Origin of the sequence: Streptomyces sp. MB09-01, from assembly GCF_033794505.1 — a bacterium.
Classification (GTDB): domain Bacteria; phylum Actinomycetota; class Actinomycetes; order Streptomycetales; family Streptomycetaceae; genus Streptomyces.
Map to the genome: position 1 here is coordinate 1 of NZ_JARAYQ010000467.1, position 3,339 is coordinate 3,339.

At 73.7% G+C, this 3,339-nt stretch carries 3 protein-coding genes and 1 pseudogene; all 4 read left to right on the top strand.

The window, feature by feature from the left end; translation table 11 throughout:
* A pseudogene (locus PV721_RS42370) lies at window positions 1–358 on the top strand (ATP-binding protein); the annotation flags it as partial.
* Window positions 355–1,530, top strand: a complete 1,176-nt coding sequence (dprA, locus tag PV721_RS42375; protein WP_319734080.1) for a DNA-processing protein DprA — start codon at window positions 355–357, stop codon at window positions 1,528–1,530. The pseudogene PV721_RS42370 and the gene dprA, both read left to right, overlap by 4 nt.
* A gap of 209 nt (window positions 1,531–1,739) precedes the next feature.
* Entirely contained in the window at window positions 1,740–2,576 is an 837-nt protein-coding gene (gene whiG, locus PV721_RS42380; protein WP_319734081.1) for an RNA polymerase sigma factor WhiG, read from the top strand.
* Between the two features lie 52 nt (window positions 2,577–2,628).
* On the top strand, window positions 2,629–3,186 hold the full coding sequence (locus PV721_RS42385; protein ID WP_319734083.1) for a TetR/AcrR family transcriptional regulator: 558 nt from the start codon (window positions 2,629–2,631) through the stop codon (window positions 3,184–3,186).
* Window positions 3,187–3,339: the final 153 nt, after the last annotated feature.

A 3,339-nucleotide genomic window follows, 5' to 3' on the forward strand; every position in this document is an offset into this window, starting at 1 on the left:
GCAGCACCCGGTCCAGCCCGCGCGCGGTGGGCAGTCCCCGCTCCAGATCGCGCTCGGCCTGCGCCAGTGCACCGGGGCCCGGCTCGCCGGCACGCCGTGGCGGCTCAACTCCGAAGTGCCCGGACAGGAATTGCGGACCCGGTGGCAGCCGGGCCCCGGTGCACTGGCGCAGGCCGAGCGCGATCTGGAGCGGGGACTGCTCACCGCGCGCGGGCTGGACCGGGTGCTGCGGGTCGCCTGGACCGTGGCCGACCTGCGGGGGCGGGACCGGCCCGACGCGCTGGACGTGGCCGTGGCGCTGGAGTTGCGGACCGGGATCGCCCGCGGGGCCATCCCCGTGACGGGAGGCGGGACATGACCGGCGCAGCGGAAGGGGAACTGCTGGCGCGGGCGGCACTGACACGGGTGCTCGAGCCCGGGGACGAGCACGGCGGCCGCTGGCTGCGGGAGATCGGTGCGGTGGGGCTGATGGGGTTGCTGACCGGCCCCGAGGCGGGATCGGAGGCTCCGGCGGGGGTGGGGCCGGAGCGGCTCGCCGGGTACCGCAGACGGGCGGCGCTGGCCGATCCGCAGCGCGACCTCGAACGGGCCGCCGCATCGGGAGGGCGGTTCGTGTTCCCGGGATCGGCGGAGTGGCCGACCCAGCTCGACGACCTCGGCGACGCCCGCCCCGTCGGGCTGTGGCTGCGGGGCCGGCCGAACCTGCGGACCTGGGCGCTGCGTTCGGTGTCCTTGGTCGGGGCCCGGGCCTGCACCCCGTACGGTGCGCACATGGCCCAGACCCTGGCCGCCGGGCTCGCCGAGCGGGGCTGGGTCGTGGTCTCCGGCGCCGCGTTCGGGATCGACGGCGCCGCCCACCGCGGGGCCCTCGCCCCGGGCGGTGCGACCGCGGCGGTGCTGGCCTGCGGGGTGGACGTCGCCTATCCCCGCGGACACTCCGGGCTGCTCGACCGGATCGCCGGCCAGGGGCTGATCCTCGGCGAGCTGCCGCCCGGCAGCCATCCGACCCCCAGCAGGTTCGTCCTGCGCAACCGGGTCATCGCGGCCCTCACCCGGGGCACGGTCGTCGTGGAGGCCGCCCACCGCAGCGGGTCCCTCGTCACCGCCCGGCGGGCCCAGCAGCTCGGGCGGATCACGATGGGCGTCCCGGGGGCCGCCACCAGTGCGCTCTCGGCCGGGGTGCACGAGCTGCTGCGCGGCGAGGCCGTGCTCGTCACCGACGCGGCGGAAGTGGTCGAACTGGTGGGCTCCATCGGCGAGCTGGCTCCCGAGCGGCGCGGCCCGGTGCTCGCCAGGGACCTACTGGACCGGGACACGGCCCGGGTGCTCGAAGCGCTGCCGGCCGGACGCCCGGCCGACGTGGCGGAGCTGGCACTTGCCTGCGGCACCGGCGCCGATGAAGTCATCGGCAGACTGTACGAACTTCACTCTCTGGGGTTCGTCGAACGGCAGGGCGACGGCTGGCAGTTGAGCCGACAAACGGCTGGAGGGGACATACAAACCCGGTCCACCCGGCGAGGCGGTCGTTGACCTGGGGAGTTCCGGTGGAAGAGTGAAACCGATGAGAGACGCGGTCTTCCCGGTGGCAGCTGCCGGGACCGTGCGCGCTGCGCCGGTCCCGGACGGCCCGTGCGAGTCGGAGCGCCCCTGCGCCCCCGCGCCATCCCGTACTCTTCGCGCACCGCGACACTTCCGTCACGCTACGCTCCCAAGGAATCCGGCTCCGGCAAAGGCGAAGCATGCCCCAAAACACCTCAGGGTCCGACCGCGCTGCGGTGCCCCCCGCTGCCCGCGGCAGCGTGCGGTCCACCGCGCCCTCGTCCCTCGAGGTGCTGTGGCGCTCGTACAAGGAATCGGGTGACGAGCGGCTGCGGGAGCAGTTGATCCTGCACTACTCGCCCCTGGTGAAGTACGTCGCCGGCCGCGTCAGCGTGGGCCTGCCGCCCAATGTGGAGCAGGCCGACTTCGTCTCCTCCGGGGTCTTCGGCCTGATCGACGCCATCGAGAAGTTCGACATCGACCGGTCGATCAAGTTCGAGACCTACGCGATCACCCGGATCCGCGGCGCGATGATCGACGAACTGCGGGCGCTGGACTGGATCCCCCGCTCGGTCCGGCAGAAGGCGCGGGCCGTGGAGCGGGCCTACGCCACACTGGAGGCCCAGCTGCGGCGCACCCCGACGGAGAGCGAGGTCGCCGGGGAGATGGGCATCGCGGTGGAGGATCTCCACACCGTCTTCAGCCAGTTGTCCCTGGCGAACGTGGTCGCCCTGGAGGAACTGCTCCACGCCGGCGGGGACGGCGGCGACCGCCTCTCGCTGATGGACACCCTGGAGGACACCGCCGCCGACAACCCGGTGGAGGTGGCGGAGGACCGCGAACTGCGGCGCCTGCTCGCGCGGGCCATCAACACACTGCCCGAGAGGGAGAAGACGGTGGTGACCCTCTACTACTACGAGGGCCTCACCCTCGCCGAGATTGGCAACGTGCTGGGCGTCACCGAGAGCCGGGTCAGTCAGATCCACACCAAGTCCGTCCTGCAACTGCGCGCGAAGTTGGCAGATGTAGGACGGTGAGCTTGCGCCCCCTCCGTAGAGTGGGTGCGTGCCCAGGATTCGAGCGGCCTCCGTGGCCGAGCACCGGTCGATGCAGCGCGGCGCCCTCTTGGACGCCGCGCGTTCCCTGCTGTCCGAAGGCGGGACGGAGGCGCTGACCTTCCCCGCCCTCGCGGAGCGGACCGGCCTCGCCCGGTCCTCCGTGTACGAATACTTCCGCTCCCGTGCGGCCGTCGTCGAAGAGCTGTGCGCGGTGGACTTCCCCGTGTGGGCCGCCGAGATCGAGGCGGCGATGGAGCAGGCGGAGTCGCCGGAGGCGAAGATCGAGGCCTACGTGCGGAGCCAGCTGGGGCTGGTGGGGGACCGGCGGCACCGCGCGGTGGTGGCCATCTCGGCGAGCGAGCTGGACGCAGGGGCGCGGGAGAAGATCCGCGCGGCGCACGGCGGGCTGGTCGCGATGATCGTCGAGGCGCTGGCCGGCCTCGGGCAGCCGGAGCCGCGGCTCGCGGCGATGCTGTTGCAGGGGGTCGTGGATGCGGCCGTGCGACGCATTGAGCTCGGCGCGGCGGAGGATCCCGTCGTCGTGACGGAGGCGGCCGTGGCCATGGCCCTGCGGGGCGTCCGGGGCTGAGGTCCCTGGGGCTCGGCCCCGACCCTCCTTCGGGCTCCGTCCGGGGACCCCCACGTCTCGGACGCCGGCGGGGCTGAATGATCGCCTCGGACGCCGGCGGGGCTCGGAGTTCCTGAAGGGCTGTCGGCCGGCAGCAGGCGGGGTGTCGGGCGG

Excerpts from the sequence above, each read along its gene's own strand:
- dprA (WP_319734080.1), top strand. The coding sequence starts at position 355 with ATGACCGGCGCAGCGGAAGGGGAACTGCTGGCGCGGGCGGCACTGACA.
- whiG (WP_319734081.1), top strand. The coding sequence starts at position 1,740 with ATGCCCCAAAACACCTCAGGGTCCGACCGCGCTGCGGTGCCCCCCGCT.